Annotated in this window: 22 protein-coding genes and 1 pseudogene; 21 read left to right on the forward strand and 2 right to left on the reverse strand. The window is 70.7% G+C overall.

Annotated elements, in window-relative coordinates:
• The first annotated feature begins 100 nt into the window (after nucleotides 1–100).
• From OG417_RS26815 to OG417_RS54445, 3 genes and pseudogenes are all read left to right on the forward strand, one after another.
• The gene (locus tag OG417_RS26815) at nucleotides 101–1126 is read left to right on the forward strand and encodes an amidohydrolase family protein (RefSeq protein WP_329261733.1); all 1026 of its coding nucleotides are present in this window, start codon (nucleotides 101–103) and stop codon (nucleotides 1124–1126) included.
• Between the two features lie 57 nt (nucleotides 1127–1183).
• Complete coding sequence (locus tag OG417_RS26820; RefSeq protein WP_329261736.1) at nucleotides 1184–2197, forward strand: VOC family protein; 1014 nt, start codon at nucleotides 1184–1186, stop codon at nucleotides 2195–2197.
• A gap of 83 nt (nucleotides 2198–2280) precedes the next feature.
• Nucleotides 2281–2589 (forward strand): annotated as a pseudogene (locus OG417_RS54445) (hypothetical protein); the annotation flags it as partial.
• Nucleotides 2590–2673: 84 nt separating this feature from the next.
• Here OG417_RS54445 and OG417_RS26830 read toward each other — a convergent pair.
• Nucleotides 2674–3525, reverse strand: a complete 852-nt coding sequence (locus OG417_RS26830; RefSeq protein WP_329261742.1) for a polysaccharide deacetylase family protein — start codon at nucleotides 3523–3525, stop codon at nucleotides 2674–2676.
• 119 nt (nucleotides 3526–3644) lie between these two features.
• Nucleotides 3645–5786, reverse strand: coding sequence for an elongation factor G-like protein EF-G2 (locus OG417_RS26835; RefSeq protein WP_329261745.1), 2142 nt, complete (start codon nucleotides 5784–5786; stop codon nucleotides 3645–3647).
• A gap of 261 nt (nucleotides 5787–6047) precedes the next feature.
• Between OG417_RS26835 and pgsA the strand changes: the two genes are divergently transcribed.
• The 18 genes from pgsA (at nucleotide 6048) to OG417_RS26925 (ending at nucleotide 24582) form a co-directional block, all read left to right on the forward strand.
• Nucleotides 6048–6662 carry a phosphatidylinositol phosphate synthase gene (gene pgsA, locus OG417_RS26840; protein WP_329261748.1) on the forward strand — a complete coding sequence of 205 codons (615 nt, stop codon included), beginning with the start codon at nucleotides 6048–6050 and terminating at the stop codon, nucleotides 6660–6662.
• A gap of 7 nt (nucleotides 6663–6669) precedes the next feature.
• Nucleotides 6670–7545 carry a phosphatidylinositol mannoside acyltransferase gene (locus OG417_RS26845; protein ID WP_329261751.1) on the forward strand — a complete coding sequence of 292 codons (876 nt, stop codon included), beginning with the start codon at nucleotides 6670–6672 and terminating at the stop codon, nucleotides 7543–7545.
• 30 nt (nucleotides 7546–7575) lie between these two features.
• On the forward strand, nucleotides 7576–8721 hold the full coding sequence (locus OG417_RS26850; protein ID WP_329261754.1) for a glycosyltransferase family 4 protein: 1146 nt from the start codon (nucleotides 7576–7578) through the stop codon (nucleotides 8719–8721).
• A gap of 2 nt (nucleotides 8722–8723) precedes the next feature.
• Nucleotides 8724–9257 carry a hypothetical protein gene (locus tag OG417_RS26855; protein ID WP_329261756.1) on the forward strand — a complete coding sequence of 178 codons (534 nt, stop codon included), beginning with the start codon at nucleotides 8724–8726 and terminating at the stop codon, nucleotides 9255–9257.
• Nucleotides 9258–9391: 134 nt separating this feature from the next.
• Nucleotides 9392–10411 carry a DUF3048 domain-containing protein gene (locus OG417_RS26860; protein ID WP_329261759.1) on the forward strand — a complete coding sequence of 340 codons (1020 nt, stop codon included), beginning with the start codon at nucleotides 9392–9394 and terminating at the stop codon, nucleotides 10409–10411.
• A 117-nt stretch (nucleotides 10412–10528) separates the two neighbouring features.
• Entirely contained in the window at nucleotides 10529–11458 is a 930-nt protein-coding gene (gene pdxS, locus OG417_RS26865) for a pyridoxal 5'-phosphate synthase lyase subunit PdxS (protein ID WP_329261761.1), read from the forward strand.
• Between the two features lie 142 nt (nucleotides 11459–11600).
• Nucleotides 11601–12215, forward strand: a complete 615-nt coding sequence (locus OG417_RS26870) for a DUF6928 family protein (protein ID WP_442875732.1) — start codon at nucleotides 11601–11603, stop codon at nucleotides 12213–12215.
• Nucleotides 12216–12359: 144 nt separating this feature from the next.
• Nucleotides 12360–12965 carry a pyridoxal 5'-phosphate synthase glutaminase subunit PdxT gene (pdxT, locus tag OG417_RS26875; protein ID WP_329261767.1) on the forward strand — a complete coding sequence of 202 codons (606 nt, stop codon included), beginning with the start codon at nucleotides 12360–12362 and terminating at the stop codon, nucleotides 12963–12965.
• A 152-nt stretch (nucleotides 12966–13117) separates the two neighbouring features.
• Entirely contained in the window at nucleotides 13118–13870 is a 753-nt protein-coding gene (locus OG417_RS26880; protein ID WP_329261770.1) for a YebC/PmpR family DNA-binding transcriptional regulator, read from the forward strand.
• Between the two features lie 161 nt (nucleotides 13871–14031).
• Nucleotides 14032–15171 (forward strand): GNAT family N-acetyltransferase, encoded by a 1140-nt coding sequence (locus OG417_RS26885; RefSeq protein ID WP_329261772.1) that lies wholly within the window; start codon nucleotides 14032–14034, stop codon nucleotides 15169–15171.
• A 90-nt stretch (nucleotides 15172–15261) separates the two neighbouring features.
• A complete protein-coding gene (ruvC, locus tag OG417_RS26890; RefSeq protein WP_329261775.1) occupies nucleotides 15262–15789 on the forward strand; it encodes a crossover junction endodeoxyribonuclease RuvC in 528 nt (175 codons plus the stop codon).
• A gap of 19 nt (nucleotides 15790–15808) precedes the next feature.
• Nucleotides 15809–16414 carry a Holliday junction branch migration protein RuvA gene (gene ruvA, locus OG417_RS26895; protein WP_329261777.1) on the forward strand — a complete coding sequence of 202 codons (606 nt, stop codon included), beginning with the start codon at nucleotides 15809–15811 and terminating at the stop codon, nucleotides 16412–16414.
• A complete protein-coding gene (ruvB, locus tag OG417_RS26900) occupies nucleotides 16411–17451 on the forward strand; it encodes a Holliday junction branch migration DNA helicase RuvB (RefSeq protein ID WP_329261779.1) in 1041 nt (346 codons plus the stop codon). The genes ruvA and ruvB overlap by 4 nt, the downstream gene beginning before the upstream one ends.
• Before the next feature lie 154 nt (nucleotides 17452–17605).
• The gene (gene yajC, locus OG417_RS26905) at nucleotides 17606–18148 is read left to right on the forward strand and encodes a preprotein translocase subunit YajC (protein WP_329261783.1); all 543 of its coding nucleotides are present in this window, start codon (nucleotides 17606–17608) and stop codon (nucleotides 18146–18148) included.
• Between the two features lie 76 nt (nucleotides 18149–18224).
• Nucleotides 18225–19997: a protein translocase subunit SecD gene (secD, locus tag OG417_RS26910; protein ID WP_329261786.1), complete on the forward strand. Its 1773-nt coding sequence runs from the start codon at nucleotides 18225–18227 to the stop codon at nucleotides 19995–19997.
• Nucleotides 19997–21184 carry a protein translocase subunit SecF gene (gene secF, locus OG417_RS26915; protein WP_329261789.1) on the forward strand — a complete coding sequence of 396 codons (1188 nt, stop codon included), beginning with the start codon at nucleotides 19997–19999 and terminating at the stop codon, nucleotides 21182–21184. Before secD ends, secF begins: the two co-directional genes overlap by 1 nt.
• Nucleotides 21185–21387: 203 nt before the next feature.
• Nucleotides 21388–21897 (forward strand): adenine phosphoribosyltransferase, encoded by a 510-nt coding sequence (locus OG417_RS26920; RefSeq protein ID WP_329262587.1) that lies wholly within the window; start codon nucleotides 21388–21390, stop codon nucleotides 21895–21897.
• A 513-nt stretch (nucleotides 21898–22410) separates the two neighbouring features.
• Nucleotides 22411–24582: a RelA/SpoT family protein gene (locus tag OG417_RS26925; protein ID WP_329261791.1), complete on the forward strand. Its 2172-nt coding sequence runs from the start codon at nucleotides 22411–22413 to the stop codon at nucleotides 24580–24582.
• Nucleotides 24583–24626 lie beyond the last annotated feature (44 nt).

A 24626-nucleotide genomic window follows, 5' to 3' on the forward strand; every position in this document is an offset into this window, starting at 1 on the left:
ACATCTTGTTAACAATCTCGTTCATCATCTAGTTTGCTCGCCATGCGGGCGACGTACTCGTCTCCGCGTCCAGGAATCCGACCGTCCAGGAGTCCCTCGCGTGATCATCGACGTCCACGGCCACTACACCACCGCCCCGGCAGCGCTCGGCCGGTGGCGCGACGCTCAGACCGCGGCGCTGGTCGACCCGGCCCAGGCGCCGGACCCGGCCGGGCCTCGTATCGGCGACGACGAGATCCGCGAGTCGATCGAGACCAACCAGCTGCGCCAGATGGACGAGCGCGGCATCGACCTGACCGTCTTCTCGCCCCGGGCCTCCTTCATGGCCCACCACATCGGCGACTTCGAGACGTCGTCGGCCTGGGCGCGCGTCTGCAACGACCTGTGCCACCGCGTCGCCGCGCTCTTCCCCGAACGCTTCGCCCCCGGGGCGATGCTGCCGCAGTCACCCGGTGTGGACCCGGCCACCGTCATCCCCGAGCTGGAGCGGGCCGTGAACGATCTCGGTGCGGTCGCCGTCAACGTCAACCCCGATCCCTCGGGCGGCCACTGGACCGCCCCGCCGCTGACCGACCGGTCCTGGTACCCGGTCTGGGAGAAGCTCGTCGAGCTGGACGTTCCCGCCATGGTGCACGTCTCCACCAGTTGCAACCCGGCCTTCCACACCACCGGCTCGCACTACCTCAACGCCGACACCACCGCCTTCATGCAGCTGCTGCAGGGGAATCTGTTCGCGGACTTCCCGGATCTGCGCCTGGTCATCCCGCACGGCGGCGGCGGGGTGCCGTACCACTGGGGCCGCTTCCGCGGGCTGGCGCAGGCGCTGGGCAAGCCCGAGCCGGAGGAGGCGCTGCTGGGCAACGTCCTCTTCGACACCTGCGTGTACCACCAGCCCGGCATCGACCTCCTGCTGGAGGTGATTCCGCACGAGGCCGTCCTGTTCGCCTCCGAGATGATCGGCGCGGTCCGCGGCGTCGACCCGCGCACCGGGCACCACTTCGACGACACCCGCCGTTACGTCGAGAACGCCGGTCTGCCCGATGAGGCCCTCCGGGCCGTCGAGGAGCGCAACGCCCGGCGGGTCTACCCGCGGCTCGACGCCCTCCTCACCGCCCAGGGCCGCTGAACCGGCGCGAGCCACCGACCGCGACCGACGCCACCCGCTACCCGCCTGGAGCCGCTCATGACCGCCACCCCGGTGCCCGGGAACCTGACCACCCTCAAGCGGATGGTCGCCGACACACCCACCCGCCCTCCGCTCGGCGACATCGCTCACATCGGCCACGCTCAGCTGTTCACCCCGTGCCCCGAGGACACCGTCGCCTTCTTCACCGGCTTCCTCGGCCTGACCGTCAACGGCCGGGACGGTGACCACACCTACCTGCGCACCTGGGACGACTACGAGCACCACAGCATCGTCGTCACCCGCCGCGACGAGCCGGGCATCGGCCGTACCGCGTTGCGCGCCTCGTCCTCCGAAGCGCTGGAGCGCCGGATCCAGGCCGTCCGGGACGCGGGCCTGGCGGGGGAGTGGGTCGAGGACGAGCCCGGTGTCGGCCCACTGTGGGTCACCACCGACCCGGACGGCCACGAGCTCGCGCTCTACCACGAGACGACCTGGTACGAGGCGCCCGCCGAGCTGGCCCCCGGACTGAAGAACCAGCCGCAGGCGAAGCCCGGCCACGGCGTCGGCGTACGCCGGCTGGACCACATCAACTACCTGGCCGCGGACGTGGCGGAGTCCACCGGCTTCGTCATCGACACCCTCGGCGCCCGGCCCACCGAGCAGATCCGGCTGGACGGCGGCAGGATCGCCGCCCGCTGGCAGACCTTCACGCAGAAGTCCTACGACCTGGTCTACACCGAGGACTGGACCGGCTCCCGGGGACGCCTGCACCACCTCGCGTTCGCCACCGACACCCGCGAGGACATCCTGCGCGCCGCCGACCTCGCCCTCGACACCGGCGTGTTCATCGAGACCGGGCCGCACAAGCACGCCATCCAGCAGACCTTCTTCCTCTACGTCTACGAACCCGGCGGCAACCGCATCGAGCTGTGCAACCCGCTGACCCGGCTGGTGCTCGCGCCCGAATGGCCGCTGATCACCTGGACCGAGACGGAACGGAAGAAGGGCCAGGCCTGGGGGCTCCAGACCATCGAGTCCTTCCACACCCACGGAACGCCGCCCGTCGGCTAGTCGTACCGCCCCCGGAGCCGGCGATGTCCTCGTTCGCCGGCCTGATGCTCGTCTACGGCGTCGGGCAGTGGCTGCCGAAGATCATGGGTGACCTCGGGTACGAGACCGGCGACTCGCTGCTGTTCTCCGCCGTCCTCAACGTCGGAGGCTTCGTCGGCATGTTCGTCGCCGGCCGCCTGTCCGATGCCGTCGGCCCGCGCCGCATCGTCATCGTCTGGTTCGCGCTGACGGCCGTGTTCGTCCACCTGCTGGGCGCCGGCCTCTCGGTCGATCTGCTGTACGTGGTGGCGTTCTTCGCCGGGCTGCTGCTCTTCAGCGGGCAGACCATGGTGTACGCCACGGTGGGCACCCACCACACGGAGGCCGACCGGGCCACCGCGCTGGGCTGGGTCGCGGGCATGGGCCGCTTCGGCGCGGTCTTCGGACCCTGGCTCGGCGGTGCGCTGCGGTCCGCGGGCCACGCCCGCCTCGGCGGATCAGGCCGTGGCGGTCTCGGTCTCGGAGGCGGCGAGCAGGTCGGGCACGGTGACGAACTCGAATCCCCTCGCCCGCAGGCCGCGGATCATCGCGGGCAGGCCGCGGATGGCGACCAGCCGGTCGCGGTGGCCCGTGTCGTGCGCGAGGAGGATCGTGCCGGGCTCGGTGTTGTCGACGATGTAGTCGACGAGCCGTCCGGGCGGATGCCCCAGATACGCCTCCCGCATCTTCAGCGACCACAGCACCACGTGGTAGCCGAGCGAACCCGCGGCGCTCAGCGTCGTGCCGCCGATGTTGCCCATCGGGGGCCGCAGCAGGCGCGGCTCCTTGCCGGTGACCTCGGCGATCGTGGTGTGCGCCCGGTGCATCGCCCGGTACGCCTGCGGGTGGGTCATGCGGGTCAGGTCCTTGTGCGCCCAGGTGTGGTTGCCGACCGCGTGCCGGTCCATCCGGCCGTGGATCAACCGCGCGTTGTCGTGCACGCGGGCCCCGACGAGGAAGAACGTCGCGGGGATGCGCTCCTCGTCGAGGATGTCGTGCACCATGGGCGTCCAGTTCGGCATCGGCCCGTCGTCGAACGTCAGGGCCACCAGCCGCTGCGAGGTGTCGACCGCCCAGGAGACGTCGACGTGCGCGGGGGAGGGGCGCCAGGGGCCGTCGGTCGGCACGCCGATCGCCGAGACGGGCGTGCCGGGCATCGCGTCGGCGTCGTCCAGTAACCCGCCGGCCGCGAGCCCGCCCAGCGTCCCGGCCGCGCCCGCCGCCAGCCCCGCCATCGTCCCGGCCCTGCCCACCGCCCGCAGGATCGAGCGCCGCGATCTCCCGGCCTCCGCCGCCCCCGCATCGCCCATACCGGTGATGGTCGCAAACGGCTGGTTAACGCCGCGTCATCCGCGAGGACGAACCCGACCGCGCCCTGAGGAGGAGACGCGCCGGCCCCCGCACCCGTGCGGGGGCCGGCGACGGCGCCTCAGGAGTCGGCGATCATCTTGTCGGCGAGCTGCGACGGCAGTGGTTCGTACCGGAGGAACGTGCGGCTGAACGTGCCCGTGCCGTGCGACATCGACCGCAGGTCGATCGCGTACCGCGTGATCTCCAGCTGCGGCACCTCGGCCTTGATGAGGGAACGGCCGCCCGCGACCGTCTCGCTGCCCAGCACGCGCCCGCGCCGGGACGACAGGTCCGACATCACCGCGCCGACGTAGTCGTCGGCCACGAGGACCGCGACCTCGTCCACCGGTTCGAGCAGCAGGACCTTGGCCTTGCCGGCGGCGTCCTTGAGGGCGAGCTGGCCCGCCGTCTGGAAGGCCATGTCGGAGGAGTCCACCGAGTGCGCCTTGCCGTCGTACAGCGTGACCTTGATGTCGACCATCGGGTACCCGGCCAGGACGCCGCGGTCCATCTGGATGCGCACGCCCTTCTCGACGGACGGGATGAACTGCCGCGGCACGACGCCGCCGACGATCTTGTCGGCGAACTCAAAGCCCGCGCCCGACGGCAGCGGCTCCACCTCGATGTGGCAGATGGCGTACTGCCCGTGCCCGCCGCTCTGCTTGACGTGCCGGCCGAGGCCCTGGGCCGCGCCGCCGAACGTCTCGCGCAGCGGCACCCGCAGCGGCACCGTCTCGACCTCGACGCCGTAGCGGCTGCTCAGCCGGTCCAGCAGCACGTCGGCGTGGGCCTCGCCCATGTTCCACAGCACCAGCTGGCGGGTCTCGGAGTTGTTCTCCAGCCGCAGCGTCGGGTCCTCGGCCACGAGACGCCCCAGCGCCTGGGACAGCTTGTCCTCATCGGCCTTTGACTTGGCCTGGATCGCCGTCGGCAGCAGCGGGTCCGGCATCGACCACGGCGCCATCAGCAGCGGCCGCTCCTTGGCCGAGATCGTGTCGCCCGTCTCGGCGTGGGTGAGCTTGGCCACCGCGCAGATGTCGCCGGCCACACAGGAGGAGACCGTGCGCTGCAGCTTGCCGAGCGGCGAGGTCAGCGCGCCGACGCGTTCGTCGATGTCGTGGTCCTCATGCCCGCGGTCGGCCATGCCGTGCCCGGAGACGTGGACCGTCGCGTCAGGGGTGAGCGTGCCGCTGAACACGCGGACGAGCGAGATCCGCCCGACGTACGGGTCGGAGGCCGTCTTGACCACCTCGGCCACGAGCGGCCCGTCGGCGTCGCAGGTCAGGACGCCGGCCGGTGAGCCCTCGGTCGTGGTCACCTCCGGGATGCCGTGCTCCAGCGGCGAGGGGAACGCCTGGGTGATCACCTCCAGCAGCTCCATCATGCCGATCACCGGGCCGGGATGGTCGCCGTGCGGCACGGAGGTGGTGAGGACGGGGTAGAAGCTGCCGCGGGCGACCGCCTTCTCCAGGTCCTCCACGAGCGCCTTGACGTCGATCTCCTCACCGGACAGGTAGCGGTCCATGAGGGTCTCGTCCTCGCTCTCCTGGATGATGCCCTCGATGAGGGCGCCGCGCTGCTCCGACAGGCGGTCCAGGAACTCCGGGTCGGGCTCGCGCTCGGTGCGGCTGCCGGAGGAGTAGTCGATGCACTTCTGTGACAGCAGCGCGATCAGGCCGGCCTCGCACGGGAAGTAACACGGCAGGACGCCGTCGCCGAAGGCGTCCTGGCACTCGGTCAGCACCTCGTCGAAGTCGCCCCGCTGCTGGTCGATCTTGGTGATGACCACGGCGCGCGGCATGCCGACCGCCGCGCACTCCTCCCACAGGTTGCGCGTGACCCCGTCGATGCCGTCGACCGCCGAGACCACGAACAGCGCGGCGTCCGCGGCGCGCAGCCCGGCGCGCAGGTCGCCGACGAAGTCGGCGTAACCGGGGGTGTCCAGCAGGTTGACCTTGACGCCCGCGTGCTCGAACGACGCCAGCGAGAGATTCACCGAGCGCTGCTGGCGCATCTCCACTTCGTCGTAGTCACTGACCGTCGAGCCGTCCTCGACGCGACCGGGCCGCTGGATCGTACCGGTCGCAGCGAGCAGCGCCTCGACGAGAGTCGTCTTCCCCGCCCCGGAATGGCCGACCAACGCGATATTGCGTATCTTCTCGGGTTGGTCGACCGATGGTGCCCTGCCGGCGGCTCCTTGGGGACCAGCTTTATCCGCCACGCGCCCACCTCCATTGGGAGACCTGGGTGTGACGGGCGCCACACCCGTGGTCACCACCCTTACGGTCTTGGCCGCATATCACAAGGGGGTGACCGGCAAACGCTCGAGTCCTCCTCTGTTCAGCCCTTCCCACCTGGGCCGACGTCACGCACTACGATTGGGCCGCCGGGGGAGTTCGGGCACCATCGGGCGGGATCCGCCGGTTGCGCGCGCAGTCACGGGCGCGAACACCGCAACCGCATCACGATGACAAGGACGGGAATGCTCAACCAAATACGGCCGGCGCTCTCAAGGGTCACCTCGCCGGTCGGACACGCGCTGGCCCGCACCGGCGTGACACCCAACACGGTCACCATCATCGGCACCCTCGGTGTCGTCGTCGGCGCGCTGGCCTTCTACCCCTTCGGACAGTTCTTCTGGGGGACGGTCGTCATTACGATCTTCGTCTTCTTCGACCTGTTCGACGGGGCGGTCGCGCGGGTGACCGGGAAGACGAGCCGTTTCGGCGCCTTCCTCGACTCCAACATGGACCGCGTCTCGGACGCGGCGATCTTCACGGGGCTGATCCTGCGGTACGCCGGACGCGACCACAACGACATGCTCCTCGTCTGCCTGGCGCTGTTCTGCCTGGTCTCGGGGGTGCTCGTGTCGTACGCGCGCGCCCGCGCCGAGGGCATGGGCCTGAACGCCACGATCGGCATCGCCGAGCGCGGCGAGCGGCTGATCGTCAGCCTGGTCGCCATCGGCCTGACCGGCCTCGGCGTCCCGTACGTCCTGGCGATCGGCCTGTGGCTGCTCTCCATCGCCAGCGTGATCACGGTCGCCCAGCGCTACATCGCCGTACGGCGCCAGGTGGAGGCGGGGGAGCTCACGTGAGGGTCGCATGAGGGACGAGGTGGCCGACGCCGCCTACGGACTGGGCTGGGCAGCGGTCCGCCACATGCCGGAGCCGGTCGCGCGTGAGATCTTCATGCTCATCGCCGACCGCGCCTGGCAGCGCCAAGGCCGCGGCGTCCGCCAGCTCGAGAAGAACCTCCGGCGGGTCGTCGGCGGCGAGCCGTCGGAGGACGAGCTGCGCGAGCTGAGCCGCCGGGGCATGCGCTCGTACTTCCGCTACTGGCTGGAGTCCTTCCGCCTGCCGTCGATGAGCCGCGAGCGCATCCTCTCCGGCATGCGCATCACCGGCGTCGAGCAGATCCACAAGAACCTCGACGCCGGGCGCGGTGTGGTCGTCGCGCTGCCGCACATGGGCAACTGGGACCACGCCGGCGCGTGGATCGCCCTGTCGGGCACGCCGTTCACCACGGTCATGGAGCGCCTCAAGCCCGAGTCCCTGTACGACCGGTTCGTCGCCTACCGGGCGGGCCTCGGCATGGAGGTGCTGCCCGCCACGGGCGGCGCGGACGACGTGTTCGCCACTCTGGCCCGGCGGCTGGACGACGGCGGGCTGGTCTGCCTGGTCGCCGACCGCGACCTGACCAGGAGCGGCATCGAGGTCGGCTTCTTCGGCCGCACGGCCAGCTTTCCGGCCGGCCCGGCCGCCCTGGCCGTGCGCACCGGCGCCGCGCTCCTCCCGGTCACCCTGTGGTACGAAGGTGACGACTGGGGGGTTCGGGTCCACGACGAGATCGCCGTGCCCGGCGGCGATGACGATGTCGCGGTGATGACGCAGTCCGTCGCCGACACCTTCCAGCAGGGCATCGCCGCCCATCCGGAAGACTGGCACATGCTCCAGCGCGTCTGGGTAGAGGACCTTTGACCCCCGAGGGATGAGAGAGGCGAGCGACCGGTGAGGATCGGCATCGTCTGCCCGTACACCTGGGACGTCCCCGGCGGCGTCCAGTCGCACGTGCGCGATCTCACCGAGGCGCTGTTCGCCTCCGGGCACGAGGTCTCGGTGATCGCGCCGGCCGACGACACCGAGGTCTCCTCGGGCGCGGCTCCGCTGCCGCCGTACGTCGTGTCCGCCGGGCGTGCGGTGCCGGTGCCCTTCAACGGGTCGATCGCGCGGCTGTCGTTCGGCTTCCTGTCCGCGAGCCGGGTGCGCCGCTGGATCCGCGACGGGCGGTTCGACGTCCTTCACGTGCATGAGCCGGCCTCGCCGTCGCTGGGCCTGCTGGCCTGCTGGGCCGCCGACGGGCCGATCGTCGCGACCTTCCACGCGTCGTTCGAGCGTTCGCGCGCCCTGTCGGCGGCCGGCCCGATCCTGCAGAGCGCGCTGGAGAAGATCACCGCGCGCATCGCGGTGTCGGAGAAGGCGCGCAAGACGCTCGTCGAACACCTCGGCGGAGACGCCGTGCTCATCCCCAACGGCGTGACGACCGAACGGTACGCCATGGCGGAGCCGCTGCACGGCTGGCCCGGCGACGACGGGGCCCTCGGCTTCCTCGGCCGCATGGACGAGCACCGCAAGGGCCTGCCCGTGCTGCTGCGGGCCTTCGAGACGCTCGCCCGCGAGCGCCCCGGGCTGCGGCTGCTGGTCGCCGGTCCCGGCGACGCCGCCGAGGTACACGCCCGGGTCTCCCCGGAGCTGCGCGACCGCGTCGTCATCCTCGGCCTGGTCAGCGAGGCCGACAAGATCCGCATGCTGCACTCGGTCGACGTCTTCGTCGCGCCCAACACCGGAGGTGAGAGCTTCGGCATCGTGCTCGCCGAGGCGATGTCGGCCGGCGCGCCGATCCTGGCCAGCGACATCCCGGCGTTCAGCCGCGTGCTGCTCGGCGGGCGCGCCGGCGCGCTGTTCCCGGTCGGCGACGCGGCGGCGCTGGCCGCCACCGCCGCCGAGCTCCTGGACGACGCCCCGCGGCGCAAGCAGCTGTCCGACGAGGCCAAGGCGGCCGTGCGGGCGTACGACTGGTCGACGGTCGCCCGGGACGTCGTCCGCGTCTATGAGACCGTCGTCGGCGACGGCGTCGTCGGAACCTCCTCGGCCTGACCATGCTCGAGACCTTCCTCCACATCGCCCTGATCGCCGCGGTCCTCCTGCTGATCGGGGTGTACGTCTCGTGGCGGGCGACCCGCCTCGACCGGCTGCACGTGCGACTGGAGACCGCCCGCGCCGGACTGGACGCCGCGCTCGTACGGCGCGCGGCCGTCGCGCTGGAGCTGGCCGCCTCCCGCCAGCTCGACCCGGCCACGAGCCTGCTGCTCGCCGCCGCCGCGCACGAGGCCCGCATCGCCGACGCCGACAACCGGGAGTTCGCCGAGAGCGACCTGTCGCGGGCCCTGCGCGCCGTCGTCGGGCAGCCGGACTTCCGCCCCACTCTCGCGGCCCGCGAGGACGGCTCGGCGCTGCTCGACGACCTCGACGCCGCGGTGCGCAAGGTCACCTACGCGCGCAGCTTCTACAACAACGCCGTCACCGCCACCCGGACGGCGCGCCGGAAGCTGCTGCCCCGCGTCCTTCCGCTGCACGGCCGGGCACCGCTACCGGACTTCTTCGAGATCGACGACGCCCCTCCGGAGAGCTGAATCCGTCACTCGCGGGACCCCTGTGACCTGCGGGACGAATGGTCATACCGGCCCTGCCAAGAAGGGCTCGGGCGGTGCGTTCTTCGGCTAGCCTCGCGACCTCAGGACGTCTGATTTGTCCGGAGGTGCAGGTAGTGCGCTGTTTCCGTGCGACGTCGGCCGTGGCCGCCGTGCTCGTCCCCACGGCCCTCGTGGCCTGTTCGAAGAGTCCGGTCACGGCCGTCGCGTCGCCTCCGTCGCTGGCCTCGGCCGACCCGTCTCCGTCGTCCACGCCGGCGCCCGCCCGCGCCCACCCGTTCACCGGCGCGCCGGCCGGCGCGGACGGCCCGGTGCTCGCCGTCAAGATCGACAACACGAAGTCCGCCAAGCCGCAGCTCGGCCTGCGGTCGGCCGACATCGTCTACGTCGAGCAGGTCGAGGGCGGCCTCAGCCGGATCATGGCGGTCTTCTCCTCCAAGCTGCCGTCCCGCATCGGCCCCGTCCGCAGCGCCCGCATCTCCGACCTGCACCTGCTGCCGCAGTTCGGCCGTCCCGCGTTCGCCTACTCCGGGGTGCAGGGCAAGATGAAGCCCTACGTCGCCAAGGCGCCGCTCATCGACGTCTCCCAGGACCGCTCGAACACCGGCTACACCCGCACCGGGCCGCACGCCGCCCCGTACAACCTCTACGGCACCCCGCGGCAGTTGCTCGCCCGCGCGCCGGGCGCCTCCCGGGCCGGTGACATCGGCTTCCGGTTCGGCCCGGCCCCGGACGGCGGCAAGACGGTTTCGAGCTTCACCGCCCGCTACCCGGCCGCGGCGCTGAAGTTCACCTGGTCACCGGGCGAGAAGCGGTGGCTGGTCACCCAGGACGGCCACCCGGACCGCGCCGGCGAGGGCGGGCGCCAAGGCGGCGCGACGATCGTGGTCCAGCGGGCCCACACGACCCGCTCGCAGTTCCACGACTTCCTCGGCAACTACACGCCGCTCGTCCAGACCGTGGGCACCGGCAAGGCGACCGTGCTGCGCGACGGCAAGGCCTACGACGCGCGCTGGTCGCGGCCGTCGGAGAAGGACGGGACGACCTTCACCACCGCCTCCGGCGCGCCCATGACGTTCGCCACCGGCCAGGTCTGGGTGGTGCTCGTGAACGATGGGAAACCGACGACTCCCTGAGCCATACATGATGTCGGATGACGGCGTGATTTTTGACGACATGGCAGGGCGGTCCCGCCGGCCACCTGCCCCTACCATGGATACGACAGCTTGATCGACTCATTCGAAGAGGTAGCCGTGTCCACCGCCACTCCCGACGCCGCCCCCGACCAGACCAACGCCGTTCCCGAGACCGGCACCGCCCGCGTCAAGCGGGGCATGGCGGAGATGCTCAAGGGTGGCGTGATCATGGACGTCGTCACACCCGAGCAGGCGAAGATCGCCGAGGACGCCGGTGCCGTCGCCGTGATGGCCCTCGAGCGCGTGCCCGCCGACATCCGCGCCGAAGGCGGCGTCTCGCGCATGAGCGACCCCGACATGATCGAGGGCATCATCAACGCCGTCTCGATCCCGGTCATGGCCAAGGCGCGCATCGGCCACTTCGTCGAGGCGCAGGTCCTGCAGGCCCTCGGCGTCGACTACATCGACGAGTCCGAGGTGCTGACCCCGGCCGACTACGACAACCACATCGACAAGTGGGCCTTCACCGTGCCCTTCGTGTGCGGCGCCACCAACCTCGGCGAGGCGCTCCGCCGCATCACCGAGGGAGCGGCGATGATCCGCTCCAAGGGCGAGGCCGGCACCGGCGACGTCTCCAACGCCACCACCCACATGCGCCAGCTCCGCCAGCAGATCCGGCGGCTCGGCTCGCTGCCCGAAGACGAGCTGTTCGTCGCCGCCAAGGAGCTCCAGGCCCCGTACGAGCTCGTCAAGGAGGTCGCGCGGGCCGGCAAGCTGCCGGTGGTGCTGTTCACCGCGGGCGGCATCGCGACGCCCGCCGACGCCGCCATGATGATGCAGCTCGGCGCCGAGGGCGTGTTCGTCGGCTCCGGCATCTTCAAGTCCGGCGACCCGGCCAAGCGGGCCGAGGCGATCGTGAAGGCCACCACCTTCTATGACGACCCCGACGTGATCGCCAAGGTCTCGCGCGGGCTCGGCGAGGCGATGGTCGGCATCAACGTCTCCACCCTGGCCGAGGGCGACCGGCTCGCGGTGCGTGGCTGGTAACGGCCGCGTACCGTCCGGAACCCGAGCCCCGAGGGCAAACGAAGTGCGTTCTCCCCTCCACAGCGCGGGAAAGGCGGGTTACCCTGGGCCGCGACTTGATGCCGCCGGCAGGGTCCGCCGAGCGCGGGAGGGGACGACGCCCATGGGTTGGTCGGTCGCGTTGGCGTGTTCGCGTGTGGACGGAGTTTCCCAGGCCTTCGGGCCGGGGCTCGTCCCCGATCCCGATCGCGCCGTGGCGCTGGCCCGGCGGCTCTATCCGGAGCACACGGTCACCGAGACCGGTGACACCGTGCTCGACTTCGCGCTCTGGCCCTACGAGGACGAGCTGTTCGTCGGCGCGTACGGCGACGCGCTGGTCGTGTGCGACAGGCGGCTGTTCTGCGTCGACGACCGGGCGCGCCACCTCGCCGACGAGATCGCCCGCGCGCTGCCGGGCGGCTCGTGCGGCGTGCTGGTCCTGCACAGCGTCGTGTCCGGCTGCTGGTTCCGGTGGTACTCCGGTGACCGGGCGCGCCGTGACGTCTACGTCACCGCCGAAGACGGCGTCGTGGTCGACATCGGCGCCCGGCTGCCCGCCGAGGCCCCGTTCTGGAAGGCCATCGACGACGGCGCGTCCGACGTGCCCCTGCCGTTCGACTACGAGGAGTACGGCATGGCGCTCGCGCGCGAGCACCTGTTCGGCCGCGCCATCGCCGAGCGCGGCGACGACGGGTTTCTCCCGCTCGAGCTCCCGCTGCGCCGGTTCAAGCTCGCCTGAATCGCCCGCCGTCCCCGTGCCCCGGCACCCGGCGCGAGGGGCCGCGGGAAGGCGCTGACACGAGGCCCGGGAAGCCGTCGCGCGCCGCGGGCGTTGTCACTGGCACTAAGCTCATTGGTACAACTCGACGCGAAGGGCTGGTTCGTGGCTGCTGTCCCGACGGTCGGCGTGCTCGCACTGCAGGGTGACGTCCGCGAGCATCGCCGTGTCCTGGAGTCCTGCGGCGCCGCCACCGCGGTCGTCCGCCGTCCGGAGGAGCTGGAGCGTGTCCAGGCGCTCGTGATCCCCGGCGGCGAGTCCACCACGATGTGGCGGCTCGCCCGGACGTTCGACCTGCTCGAGCCCTTGCGTAAGCGTGTCGAGCAGGGCATGCCCGCCTACGGCTCCTGCGCCGGCATGATCATGCTGGCCGACCGCATCGTCGACGGCGCGGCCGGGCAGGAGACCATCGGTGGCATCGACATGCTCGTCCGCCGCAACGCCTTCGGCCGCCAGGTCGACTCCTTCGAGAGCGACGTCGAGATGGGCGGCCTCGACCGGCCCTTTCACGCGGTCTTCATCCGCGCGCCGTGGGTGGAGTCGATCGGCGAGGGCGCCGAGGCGCTCGGCCGTGCCGCGACCGGCGATTCCGCCGGTAGGATCGTCGCCGTCCGGCAGGGGCACCTCCTGGCGACCTCGTTCCATCCCGAGCTGACCGGCGATCCCCGGATCCACGCCTACTTCCTCGAGATGGTGAAGGAAGCCTCGTGACCTCCGGCCTCCCTCGGGGGTGGGGAGCCGCGTCCGGGGGATCCCGCCGCGCACGGCGTCCAGGCAGTGTTCTGTGACGTTCTGAGACTTTCGGAGATTGGAGGAAGGGGCTCACCTCTTCGGCGGCTCGCCGGGGTGGCCCCGCGAAACGCATGAGTGGCCACTCCAAATGGGCGACGACGAAGCACAAGAAGGCGGTGGTCGACGCCAAACGGGGCAAGCTGTTCGCCAAGCTCATCAAGAACATCGAGGTGGCGGCCCGCACCGGTGGCGGCGACCCGGACGGCAACCCCACGCTGTACGACGCCATCCAGAAGGCGCGCAAGAACTCCGTGCCCCTCGACAACATCGAGCGGGCGCGTAAGCGCGGCGCCGGCGAGGAGGCCGGCGGCGCCGAGTGGCAGACGATCATGTACGAGGGGTACGCGCCCGGCGGCGTCGCGGTGCTCATCGAGTGCCTGACCGACAACCGCAACCGCGCCGCCTCCGACGTCCGCACCGCGCTGACCCGCAACGGCGGTACGCTCGCCGACCCCAACTCGGTGTCGTACCTGTTCACCCGCAAGGGCGTCATCCTCGTGCCCAAGGACGGCACCACCGAGGACGACGTGATGATGGCGGTCCTGGACGCCGGCGCCGAGGAGGTCAACGATCTCGGTGAGTCGTTCGAGGTGATCAGCGAGGCCGGCGACCTCGTGACGGTGCGCAAGGCCCTGCAGGACGCCGGCCTCGACTACGAGTCCGCCGAGGCCAACTTCCTGCCCAGCGTCAGCGTGCCCCTCGACGAGGACAACGCCAAGAAGGTCTTCCGTCTGATCGAGGCGCTTGAGGACAGCGACGACGTGCAGAACGTCTTCGCCAACTTCGACGTCTCCGACGAGATCATGGAGAAGATCGAGGCCTGACGGCCGTTCCGGAACGCCCCCTGCCACGCGGCAGGGGGCGTTTCACGGATGCCTCCCGGCTCCGTTCGCGGCGGGGTGCCGTCCGGGCGCCGCGCGGCCGGCGGCGGGCCGGCGAAAACCCCTTGAGGCCGCGCGCGGGCCATGCCGTAGCGTCATGGCCCGTGGAGACGCACACGCTCGAACCCGGTGACCTCGACGCCGTTCACGATCTGTGGGACCGCGCCTTCGGCCCGTCGCCCGGCCGCGACGACGCGTGGGCCCTGCGGGCCATGGGGGAGGACCGCTTCCTCGGGGTGCGCGACGGTGGCCGTCTCATCGCCGTCGGGCACTACCACCCGTTCGAGCAGTGGTGGCACGGCCGCGCGGTGCCGATGGGCGGCGTCGGCGGTGTCTGCGTCGCGCCGGAGGACCGCGGCCGAGGCGTCGGCCGGCGGCTCGCCGCCGGGCTGCTGGAGCTGATGGACGGCCGTCCGCTGTCGGCTCTCTACCCGGCCACCGCGCCCGTCTACCGATCCGTCGGCTACGAGCACGCCGGCGCGCAGTACCGCCTCACCCTGCCGCCCGCGCCGCTGCGCACCCTCGCGGCCGGGCCGGTCGAGGTACGCCGGGCCGGACCCGCCGACGTGGGCGAGGTCACCGCGCTGCTGCGCCGCCTGCACGCCGGGGCACGCCACCACGGCCCGATCGACCCCGGCGAGGACCAGGTCCGCCGTTTCCTCCAGGACGAGCGCCTCTACTCCTACCTCGCCGCCGACGGCTTCCTGGCGTACGGCTGGGACGAAGGCCGCGAGCACCTCGCCGTGCGCCGCTGTGTCGCCGGGTCCGCCACGACCGCACGCGCGCTCTGGGCGGTGGTCGGCTCCGGTTCCTCCATCGCCCGTACGGTGCGGGCCAACGTGGCTCCCGACGACCCGATGCTGTGGCTGCTGCACGACCGCTCCGAGGACGAGTTGCGCCGCGTCGGCTGGATGCTGCGCGTCCTCGACGCGCCCGCGGCGATCGCCGCGCGCGGCTTTCCCGTCGCGGTGTCGGTGGACGTGCCGCTCCTCGTCGAGGACGAGCTGCGGCCCGCCAACGCCGGCGGCTGGCGGTTGACGGTGCGTGAGGGGCGAGGGCGCCTGGAGCGCGCGGCGGAGCGGCGCGACGCGACCCGGCTGCCCGCGCGTGGCCTCGCCGCGCTGTACGCGGGCGTGCCGATGGCGACGCTGCGCGGCGCGGGCATCGTCACCGGAAACGCCGGGGCCGACCCGCTCCTCGACGCGGCGTTCGCCGGGACGCCGTTCATGCTCGACTATTTCTGAACGCGACACGCCGCGTGCGAGCCGGGCGGCGGAGCACACCGGCCGAGTAGCCTCACTGCGAACACGTGTTCGGGGCGGAGAGGAGTCCATGTGCGGGTGCTGGGCGTCGATCCCGGTCTGACCAGGTGCGGAGTCGGTGTCGTCGACGGCGCCCCCGGCAAGCCGCTGCGGCTGGTCAGCGTCGGCGTGATCCGTACGAGCCCGGACGACGAGATCGGCACGCGCCTCGTCGAGCTGGAGCGCGGCATCGAGGAGCTGATCGAGGAGACCCGTCCCGACGCGGTCGCCGTCGAGCGGGTGTTCAGCCAGCACAACGTCTCCACCGTGATGGGCACCGCGCAGGCCGGGGCGATCGCCATCGCCTGCGGCGCCCGGCGCGGGCTGCCGGTCGCCCTGCACACCCCGAGTGAGGCCAAGGCGGCGGTGACCGGAAACGGCCGCGCCGACAAGCTCCAGGTCACCACTATGGTGACCAGACTGCTCCGGCTGGACACGCCGCCCAAGCCGGCCGACGCCGCCGACGCGCTCGCGCTGGCGATCTGCCACGTCTGGCGCGGCGGCGCGCAGGCCCGGCTCCAGGCGGCGCGGACCCGGGCGACCGGGCGGCACACGACATGAGGCACGGAAGGACGCGGTAGTGATCGCATTCGTCAACGGCAGGGTCGCCGCGGCGGGGCCCGACGGCGCCGTGGTGGAGGTCGGCGGGGTCGGGCTCGCGGTCCAGTGCACGCCCGCCACGCTGGCCGGCCTGCGCGTGGGCGATCGGGCGCACGTGCCCACCTCGCTCGTCGTGCGCGAGGACTCCCTCACCCTCTACGGCTTCGCCGACGACGACGAGAAGACCGTGTTCGAGCTCCTGCAGACCGCGAGCGGCGTGGGGCCGCGGCTCGCGCTCGCGATGCTCGCCGTCCACCAGCCGAACGCCCTGCGCCGCGCCGTCGCCACCGAGGACGTGAACGCGCTGACCAAGGTTCCCGGCATCGGCCGTAAGGGCGCCCAGCGCATCGTGCTCGAACTCAAGGACCGGCTCGGCGTGCCGCTGGACGACGGTGGCGGCACACCCGCGCCGAGCTTCGCCGCGGCGGCCTGGCGCGCGCAGGTGCACGCCGGCCTCACCAACCTCGGCTGGACCGCCCGTGACGCCGACACCGCCGTGGACGCGGTCGCCGCCGAGGTCGACGGCCAGGACACCTCCGACATCGCCGCCCTGCTGAAGCTGGCGATGAAGAAACTGAGCCGATGAGCGAGGAGGAGCGCTTCGTCTCGCCGGTCGCCGACGGCGAGGAGAAGGTCATCGAGGCGGCCCTGCGGCCCAAGCACCTCGACGAGTTCATCGGGCAGGCGCGTGTACGCGAGCAGCTCTCGCTCGTGCTGCACAGCGCGCTCCGCCGCGGCCGGCCGCCGGACCACGTGCTGATGTCCGGGCCGCCCGGCCTGGGCAAGACCACCCTCGCGATGATCATCGCCGCCGAGCTGGGCATGCCTCTGCGCATCTCCTCCGGGCCGGCGATCGAGCGGGCCGGCGACCTCGCGGCGGTGCTGTCCACGCTGTCCGAGGGCGAGGTGCTGTTCCTGGATGAGATCCACCGGATGGCACGGCCCGCCGAGGAGATGCTCTACGTCGCGATGGAGGACTTCCGGGTCGACGTGGTCGTCGGCAAGGGACCGGGCGCGACCGCCATCCCGCTCGACCTCGCTCCGTTCACGCTCGTCGGCGCGACCACGAGGGCCGGCCTGCTGCCGGCGCCGCTGCGCGACCGGTTCGGCTTCGTCGCGCACATGGACTTCTACGAGCCGGCCGACCTCCAGCGGATCATCGACCGCTCGGCCCGGCTGCTCGACGTGCGGATGGACGACGCGGGTGCCGCCGAGATCGCCCGGCGCTCGCGCGGCACGCCGCGCATCGCCAACCGGCTGCTGCGCCGGGTCCGTGACTTCGCCGAGGTCCGCGCCGACGGCGTGATCACCGAGCAGGTCGCCCGCGACGCGCTTTTGCTGTACGAGGTCGACGCCGAGGGGCTGGACCGGCTCGACCGTTCGGTGCTCGACGCGCTGTTGCGCAAGTTCGGCGGCGGGCCGGTGGGGTTGTCGACACTGGCGGTCGCGGTGGGGGAAGAGCCGGAAACGGTGGAAGTGGTCGCCGAACCATTTCTGGTGCGCAAGGGACTCATCGCCCGCACACCACGTGGCCGGATCGCGACTCCTTCGGCCTGGCGGCACCTGGGTATCACGCCGCCACCCACGGTTGAAGGTACCCTTTTCGAAGTGACGGAGGAGTGACGAGGAACTTCCCACCACGCCCAGTCGTCAGCTCGTTGCCGGGGTTTCGTCAAGTCCTTTACACTCCGGAGCTTGTCGCCGCCTTCAGGTGACACGCCTTTCGCACGCGAATCGTCGGCGGCGGGCTGAACACCCATATCGGAAGGATGCCCCCGTGCAGGGCAACACTGAACTCATAGCGCTCACCCAACTCGCTGCTGCCCAGAAGAGCAACCCCCTGGTCACGCTTCTGCCGATCATCCTCATCGGCGTCGTGTTCTATTTCCTGCTCTTCCGCCCGCAGCGCAAGCGACAGCAACAGCAACAGCAGATGCAGCGCCAGATACAGCCGGGCCAGCGCATCATGACGACCGCGGGCATGCTCGCCGACGTCGTCGCCATCGAGGATGATCACGTTGTGCTCGAGATCGCTCCCGGGGTCGAGGTCCGCTACGTGAAGCAGGCCGTCGCCCAGGTCGTCTCCGACGATGACGACGAGGACATCGAGGACGAGACCGAGGACGACGTCGAGGAGACCGACGAGTCCGCGGAGGCCGAGGAAGGCACCGAAGAGGAAGAGGCGCCCGAGGCCGGCGAGACCGTCCAGGACGAGGTCGAGGCCAAGACCGAGACTCTTCCCAGCGCGACCGGGAAGAAGACGGGGGACGCGTCGCTGAACGACGGCGAAGACAAGTCTGGCAAGAGGCCCTCGGCCTGACCAGAGCCTGACCGCAGACAAAGGACGAAAGACGACCGTGGCTCCGCCAAACAGAAACGTTTCGAGACCAGGGCGCGTGCTCCTCGCGCTGTTCGTGATCGCCGCTGCCCTGGTGGGCCTGATGTTCTGGCAGGGCCAAAAGACGCCCAAGCTGGCTCTCGACCTGGCCGGTGGCACCACCGTGACGCTCACGGCGGAGCCCTCGCGACCAGGCGCGAAGATCGGCGACTCCGAGATGTCCCAGGCGATCAACATCATGCGCGAGCGCGTGAACGGCCTGGGCGTCTCCGAGGCCGAGGTGACCAAGCAGGGCAACAACGTCATCATCGTCCAGGTCCCCGGTCAGGGACAGGAGCGGGTCGTCAAGCTCATCGGCACCACCGCGAAGCTGGAGTTCCGCCAGGTGATGGTGGCCGAGCCGGTCGGCGTCCCGCAGCCGACGTCCACGCCCAGCCCGACGCCCACGGGCAAGACGTCCGGCTCGCCCAAGCCGTCGTCCAAGGCGTCCGGCTCACCGTCGGCGAGCGCCAAGGCGTCCACGAGTCCCTCGCCGAAGGGCCGGGCGCTCGCCCAGGCCCTGACCGGCACGCCGAAGCCGTCGGGCACGCCGTCGGGCAAGGCCACCGGCAAGGCCACGCCCAAGCCGAGCGCCTCGCAGTCGCTCACCCCCGAGCAGCTCCAGCAGTTGCAGCAGCTTCAGCAACAGCAGCAGGCGGGGGGCGAGGACTTCACGGGCGTAGACCCGGCGGTCAAGGCGCAGTTCAGCAAGCTCACCTGTACGGGCAATGACATCGGCCAGGGCCAGACCCTGAACCCGGGCAAGCAGGCCGCGGTGTGCGCCCGGCCCGACCCCAAGACGCACAAGAGCGACTACAAGTTCATCCTGGCGCCGGCGCAGATCTCCGGTGAGCAGGTCACCAAGGCGCAGGCGCTGCCGCCGGACCCGCAGAACGGCCGGGTCCAGTGGACCGTCAGCCTCGACCTCAACGGCGCCGCCACCAAGACGTTCGCCGACTTCACGTCCAAGGCCGCGGCGCTGGGCGAGAGCAACACGCGCAACCACTTCGCGATCGTGCTCGACGGCACCGTCTACTCCTGGCCGAGCGTCAAGGAGGCCATCACCTCCGGCAACGCTTCGATCGAGGGCCAGTTCACCCAGCAGGACGCCACCGACCTGGCCAACGTGCTCAAGTACGGCGCCCTGCCGCTGAAGTTCGTCCCGAGCTCGATCGAGTCCGTGTCGGCCACGCTGGGCAAGGACCAGCTGAGCGCCGGCCTGATCGCGGGCGCGATCGGCCTCGGCCTCGTCGTGCTCTACTGCCTGCTCTACTACCGGGGCCTGGGCTTCGTCGCGATCTCCAGCCTGATCATCGCGGGCGTCCTGACCTACGAGTCGGTGGTGCTGCTCGGCAAGTTCATCGACTTCCGGATGTCGCTCGCCGGCATCGCGGGCGCGATCGTGGCGATCGGCATCACGGCCGACTCGTTCGTGGTCTTCTTCGAACGATTGCGCGACGAGGTCCGGGAGGGACGCAGCCTGCGCACGGCGGTTGAGCGCGGATGGCACCGCGCCCGGCGTACGATCATCGTGGCGGACGCGGTGTCGTTCATCGCCGCGCTGCTGCTGTACTGGTTCGCCATCGGCGGGGTCAAGGGCTTCGCGTTCACGCTGGGCCTGACCACCCTCATCGACGTGGTGGTGGTGTTCTTCTTCACCAAGCCGCTCGTCACGATGCTGGCCCGCACGAAGTTCTTCGGGCGTGGCCACCGGTGGTCCGGACTCGATCCGTCCACACTGGGAGTCAGCAAGCGGACCAAGGTCCGCCCGGCCAGCGCCAAGGAGGCCTGATGTCACGCCTGGGCAACATCGGCGGCCGGCTCCACCGAGGGGAGATCTCCCTCAACTTCGTGGGGCGGCAGAAGCTCTGGTACTCCATCTCCGGCCTCATCCTGGTCATCAGCGTCGTCTCGCTGCTGACCCTCGGCCTGAATTTCGGTGTCGAGTTCAAGGGCGGCACCGTCTTCCAGTTCCCGAGCAAGCCGGGCACCACGACGTCGGACGCGCGGTCGGCGGTCGAGGACTCCGGGGTCGTCAAGGAGGACCCCATCGTCCAGAAGACCGGCACCGGCTGGCGCGTGCAGACCGAGAGCCTCACCTCCGCCCAGGTGACGAAGGTGCAGGAGACGGTCCAGCACAAGTTCGGGCTGGCCAAGCCCGACGACGTCAGTCCGCAGTCGGTCGGCGCGAGCTGGGGTAAGGACGTCTCCCAGAAGGCCCTGCAGGGCCTGATCATCTTCCTAATCGTGATCATCATCTATCTGTCCATCGCCTTCGAGTGGCGCATGGCGGTCGCGGCGTTGATCGCGCTCGCGCACGACATCCTGATCACGATCGGCGTCTACTCGCTCGTGCAGTTCGAGGTGACGCCGTCGTCGGTGGTCGGCCTGCTGACCATCCTCGGTTACTCGCTCTACGACACCGTCGTGGTCTTCGACAAGGTCCGCGAGAACACCCGCCCGCTGCTCACGACCAGGAGCATGACCTACAGCCAGGCGGCCAACCTCGGTCTGAACCAGACCCTGGTCCGGTCGATCAACACCTCGGTGATCGCGTTGCTGCCCGTGTCCGGCCTGCTGTTCATCGGCGCCGGCGTGATGGGCGCGGGCACGCTCAAGGACCTGGCGCTCGTGCTGTTCGTCGGCATGCTGGCCGGTGCGTACTCCTCGATCTGCATCGCGACGCCGATCCTGGCCGACCTGCAGGAGCGTCAGCAAAAGTACCGGGAGCTCGCCCAGAAGGTGCGCAGCAAGGCCGGCAGCGCCAAGCGGAAGTCCCGCGCGGCGAACGCCGAGAGCGCGGCCAAGGCCGCCGACGACGGGCCGGAGAGCGAGCCGCAGGACACGGTCCCGGGCGAGGAGACGACCGACGCGACCACCCCGGTCGGCGCCGGCATCCGGCTCGTCCAGCAGGGGCCGCGGCAGCAGCCGCGCCGTACCGGCTCCAAGGGACACCCGAGCGGCAAGAAGAAGCGCTGACCCGCCGTACCGATCACGACATTCGGCGGGCGGTATCTCCCACTGTCGGAGGTACCGCCCGCCGAAGCGTGTACGGTGTCCGATGCGTCCGTCAGAGCCCGCACGGACGAAGCCGCGCGGGCTCTCCCAGAACTCCACGCGCCGGGTTCGGCAAGTGCTGCCCAAGGAGGATCGTGACCAGGCGACCCGTCGACCTGACGCAGATGATCACTGATCGCATCAGGGACGTCCCCGACTATCCCAAGCCGGGGGTGATGTTCAAGGACATCACCCCGCTGCTCGCCGACCACACCGCCTTCGCGGCCGTCGTCGACGCCATCGTCGCTCACTACGGCCGGGGCACGATCGACAAGGTGGCCGGCATCGAGGCGCGCGGCTTCATCGTCGCCGCGCCCGTGGCGTACCACTTCGGCGCCGGTTTCGTCCCGATCCGCAAGCAGGGCAAGCTGCCGTCCGCCACGTACGCCGAGAACTACGACCTGGAGTACGGCAGCGAGACGATCGAGGTGCACAAGGACGCCTTCGCGCCGGGGGAGCAGGTCCTGATCGTCGACGACGTCCTGGCGACGGGCGGCACGGCCAAGGCCACCGCCGCGCTCATCGGCCGCACCGGCGCGGAGGTCGCCGGGATCTCGGTCCTGATGGAGCTCGGCTTTCTGGGCGGCCGCGACCGGCTGTCCGACCTCGACGTGCACTCCCTGGTGACCGTCTGAGGCGGCGCTGCCAGGGCGTCAGACCGACGCCGGCGCGATCGGCGGCCCAGCGCGAACATCGAGGCGGTGACAGGGGTTCCGGTCGGTGTGAGGGTACCCCTGAGCCGTGGACGCGGCGCGGTACGGATGGGCGCTTCGGTGCTCGTGAGGACCCAGGTACCGTTGGCGTGGGAGCAGGGTCGGCGGTGATCCGGACATCCACCGCTCACCGGTGTTCGGTCCGGAATGGTGGATCGGCACCGACTGGAATTCAGCTGCCGCTAAACTGGTGTTCCGACGCAGGCATGGGGAGGCTGGGTGCGCGGTGAGGTGGTGTCTACCGACGCGGCGTCCGATGCCGCGCTGACACCACACATCAACCCCCACACGTTGCCGGCACCCGACAGCACGGCCGCTTCAGCCCCGGAGGAGGGCGATCGGACCCCCTCGAGGACTCCCTCGAGTCCGGCCGCGCCATCGGCCGCCCGGGTGCGCCGGCGGTTGGCCCGGCTCGGCGCTCAGCGTGGACCCACCATGAATCCTGTACTCGAACCTCTGATCAAGACGCTCCGGAACACACATCCCAAGGCGGACGTGCGTCTCGTCGAGCGCGCCTACGACGTCGCGGCGCACCATCACCGCGACCAGAAACGCAAGAGCGGCGACCCGTACATCACGCACCCGCTCGCCGTGGCCACGATCCTGGCCGAGCTCGGCATGAACACCGAGACGCTGTGCGCCGCCCTCCTGCACGACACGGTCGAGGACACCACCTACACCCTCGACCAGCTCCGCACCGACTTCGGCGACGTGATCGCCGTCCTGGTCGACGGGGTGACCAAGCTCGACAAGGTCAAGTACGGCGAGGCCGCCGAGGCCGAGACGGTCCGCAAGATGGTCGTCGCGATGTCGCGCGACATCCGGGTCCTCGTGATCAAGCTGGCCGACCGCCTGCACAACATGCGCACCCTGCGCTACCTGCCGCGGCACAAGCAGGAGCGCAAGGCCCGCGAGACGCTGGAGATCTTCGCGCCGCTCGCGCACCGGCTCGGCATGAACACCCTCAAGTGGGAGCTGGAGGACCTCGCCTTCCAGACGCTCTACCCCAAGCGGTTCGACGAGATCGCCCGCCTGGTGTCAGAGCGGGCCCCGCGCCGCGACGTCTACCTCCAGGACGTCATCCAGCACGTCTCCCGCGACCTGCGCGAGGCCAAGCTCAAGGCGACCGTCAAGGGCCGCCCGAAGCACTACTACTCGATCTATCAGAAGATGATCGCCCGCGAGCTGAGCTTCGAGGACATCTACGACCTCGTCGGCATCCGGGTGCTCGTCGACACGGTCCGCGACTGCTACGCCGCCCTCGGCACGATCCACGCGCGATGGAACCCCGTTCCCGGCCGGTTCAAGGACTACATCGCGATGCCGAAGTTCAACATGTACCAGTCGCTGCACACCACGGTGATCGGCCCGGAGGGCAAGCCGGTCGAGCTGCAGATCCGCACGCGGGCCATGCACAACCGCGCCGAGTACGGCATCGCGGCGCACTGGAAGTACAAGGAGGAGACCGTCGGTGACGGCGGCGCCTCCACCGGCAAGGCGGGCGACATGGCCTGGCTGCGCCAGCTCCTCGACTGGCAGAAGGAGACCACCGACCCGGCGGAGTTCCTGGAGTCGCTGCGCTTCGACCTGTCGGTCTCGGAGGTCTTCGTCTTCACGCCCAAGGGCCAGGTGCTCGCGCTGCCCCAGGGCGCGACGCCGGTCGACTTCGCGTACGCGATCCACACCGAGGTCGGCCACCGCACGATCGGCGCCCGCGTCAACGGCCGCCTCGTCCCGCTGGAGTCGACCCTCGACAACGGCGACACGGTGGAGATCTTCACCTCCAAGTCGCCGGACGCCGGGCCGAGCCGCGACTGGCTCAACTTCGTCAAGAGCGCCCGCGCCCGCAACAAGATCAAGCACTGGTTCTCCAAGGAGCGCCGAGAGAGCGCCATCGAGCAGGGCAAAGAGTCCCTGGCCCGCGCGATGCGCAAGCAGAACCTCCCGCTCCAGCGCATGCTGTCCGGCGAGGCGCTGCTGACCCTCGCGCACGACATGCACTACGCCGACGTGTCCGCGCTGTACGCGGCCATCGGAGAGAGCCACGTCTCGGCCCAGAACATCGTCCGCAAGCTCGTCGACGTCCTCGGCGGCGACACCGCGGAAGACCTGGCCGAGACCGCGATTCCGACCCGCAAGCGCCGGTCCCGCCCGGCGGGCGACCCGGGCGTGGTCGTGGCCGGCGACCCGGACGTGTGGGTGCGCCTGTCGCGGTGCTGCACGCCGGTGCCCGGCGATGAGATCGTCGGCTTCGTCACGCGGGGCAACGGCGTCTCGGTACACCGCGTCGACTGCGTCAACGTGGCGAACCTCCAGACCCAGCCCGACCGCATGGTCGACGTGAAGTGGTCGCCGGGGGAGGACTCGGTCTTCCTGGTGGCCATCCAGGTCGAGGCGCTCGACCGGCCGCGACTGCTGTCCGACGTCACGCGCGTGCTGTCGGACCAGCACGTCAACATCCTGTCCGCGTCCGTGGCGACCAACCGCGACCGGGTGGCGGTGAGCCGGTTCAGCTTCGAGATGGGCGACCCGAAGCACCTCGGGCACGTGCTCAGGGCGGTCCGCTCGGTGGACGGCGTCTACGACGTCTACCGCGTCACCAGCTGACCGGCACTCTCGCCGATCGTTCGAGGAGCCTGCGGAAAGCGCGA

It is taken from the genome of Actinoallomurus sp. NBC_01490 (assembly GCF_036227085.1).
GTDB lineage: Bacteria > Actinomycetota > Actinomycetes > Streptosporangiales > Streptosporangiaceae > Actinoallomurus > Actinoallomurus oryzae.

Coding starts and splice junctions, on each gene's coding strand:
- OG417_RS26870 (WP_442875732.1), top strand. CDS start 11,601: ATGGGTTGGTCGGTCGCGTTGGCGTGTTCGCGTGTGGACGGAGTTTCC.
- OG417_RS26845 (WP_329261751.1), top strand. CDS start 6,670: ATGAGGGACGAGGTGGCCGACGCCGCCTACGGACTGGGCTGGGCAGCG.
- pgsA (WP_329261748.1), top strand. CDS start 6,048: ATGCTCAACCAAATACGGCCGGCGCTCTCAAGGGTCACCTCGCCGGTC.
- OG417_RS26925 (WP_329261791.1), top strand. CDS start 22,411: ATGAATCCTGTACTCGAACCTCTGATCAAGACGCTCCGGAACACACAT.
- OG417_RS26880 (WP_329261770.1), top strand. CDS start 13,118: ATGAGTGGCCACTCCAAATGGGCGACGACGAAGCACAAGAAGGCGGTG.
- OG417_RS26830 (WP_329261742.1), bottom strand. CDS start 3,525: ATGGGCGATGCGGGGGCGGCGGAGGCCGGGAGATCGCGGCGCTCGATC.
- OG417_RS26820 (WP_329261736.1), top strand. CDS start 1,184: ATGACCGCCACCCCGGTGCCCGGGAACCTGACCACCCTCAAGCGGATG.
- ruvB (WP_329261779.1), top strand. CDS start 16,411: ATGAGCGAGGAGGAGCGCTTCGTCTCGCCGGTCGCCGACGGCGAGGAG.
- OG417_RS26920 (WP_329262587.1), top strand. CDS start 21,388: ATGATCACTGATCGCATCAGGGACGTCCCCGACTATCCCAAGCCGGGG.
- OG417_RS26855 (WP_329261756.1), top strand. CDS start 8,724: ATGCTCGAGACCTTCCTCCACATCGCCCTGATCGCCGCGGTCCTCCTG.
- secF (WP_329261789.1), top strand. CDS start 19,997: ATGTCACGCCTGGGCAACATCGGCGGCCGGCTCCACCGAGGGGAGATC.